Origin of the sequence: Pseudoalteromonas sp. SG43-3 (genome assembly GCF_014164385.1) — a bacterium.
GTDB lineage: Bacteria > Pseudomonadota > Gammaproteobacteria > Enterobacterales > Alteromonadaceae > Pseudoalteromonas > Pseudoalteromonas distincta.
This window is the reverse complement of the sequence record NZ_JACJFC010000060.1, coordinates 1-1,266: the sequence shown is the minus strand read 5'-3', so window position 1 is coordinate 1,266 and position 1,266 is coordinate 1. Positions and strand designations below refer to the sequence as shown.

Annotated in this window: 1 protein-coding gene; it reads left to right on the top strand. The window is 40.4% G+C overall.

Features of this window, described 5'->3' with window-relative positions:
- The first annotated feature begins 77 nt into the window (after positions 1–77).
- Positions 78–1,258, top strand: a protein-coding gene (locus H5157_RS20550) for an IS3 family transposase (RefSeq protein WP_152554844.1) whose coding sequence is annotated in 2 segments (ribosomal slippage) — positions 78–336 and positions 336–1,258 — 1,182 coding nt in all. Because the reading frame shifts where the segments join, the coding sequence is not laid out codon by codon here.
- Positions 1,259–1,266 lie beyond the last annotated feature (8 nt).

Here is a 1,266-nt window from a genome sequence, read left to right as displayed (position 1 = left end):
TATAGTGGCATAGTTAATTTGGCCACCCATTAAGAAAGAAATGTTATGCTAATAAGCATACAAATTTGGGTGAAAAAATGACGAAATTAAAACGCGCAACGTATTCTGCAGCAATAAAATTAGAGACAGCTCAGCTTGTAGTTGATCAAGGCTATACGCAAGAAGATGCAGCTAAGGTTATGGGGGTTGGTAAATCAACTGTAAGTAAGTGGGTAACTCAATTAAAGCAAGAACGGAATGGCCAGACTCCCACTGCATCACCAATGACACCCGAACAAATTGAAATTCGTGAGCTTAAAAAACAAATCCAACGCATTGAATTAGAAAAGGATATATTAAAAAAGGCTACCGCTCTCTTGATGTCCGACTCCCTGAACAATTCTCGTTAATTGAAAAGTTAAATCAAAGAGAGCGTTACCCAATTAGCGTGTTGTGTAGCGTATTTAATGTGCATCGCAGCAGCTATAAATATTGGGCCATACGGGATACAACGCCGACACCAGAGCAAATAAGGCTAGAAGCTGAAGTCAAAGCCATACATGCAATGAGCGGTGGTTCAGCTGGAGCGCGAACGATCGCGGCAATCGCAACGAATAACGATTTTGAATTAAGCCGTTATCGCGCCGCTAAGCTAATGGTTAAACTAAAACTAGAGAGCTGCCAAGTACCACAGCATCAATATAAAAGGGGTGGTAATGAGCATCTTGAAATCCCAAACCTGCTCGATAGACAGTTTGATGTTGTTGAGCCAGATACCGTATGGTGCGGTGATGTGACGTATATTTGGACAGGCAATCGTTGGGCCTATTTAGCCGTCGTTATTGATTTATTTGCACGCAAAGTAGTTGGTTGGGCGATGTCATTGTCACCAGATACTAATTTAACATTAAAAGCGCTTGAACTCGCGTATGAAAGCAGAGGGAAACCGTCAGGACTGATGTTTCATTCAGACCAAGGTAGTCATTATACAAGTTTGAAATATCGCCAACGTTTATGGCGCTATAAAATCAAACAAAGTATGAGTAGGCGCGGAAACTGTTGGGATAATGCGCCAATGGAACGATTTTTTAGAAGCTTTAAGACGGAATGGATGCCAAAAGTTGGATATGAAAACTTTAGAGACGCTAAATATAGTGTGAGTGATTATATAAACGGATATTACAATAATGTTAGACCACATCATTATAATGCTGGTTTAGCGCCGAATGAATCTGAGGTTAGATATCAAGATTCTAAAACTGTGGCCAAAATTAGTTGACCACTACA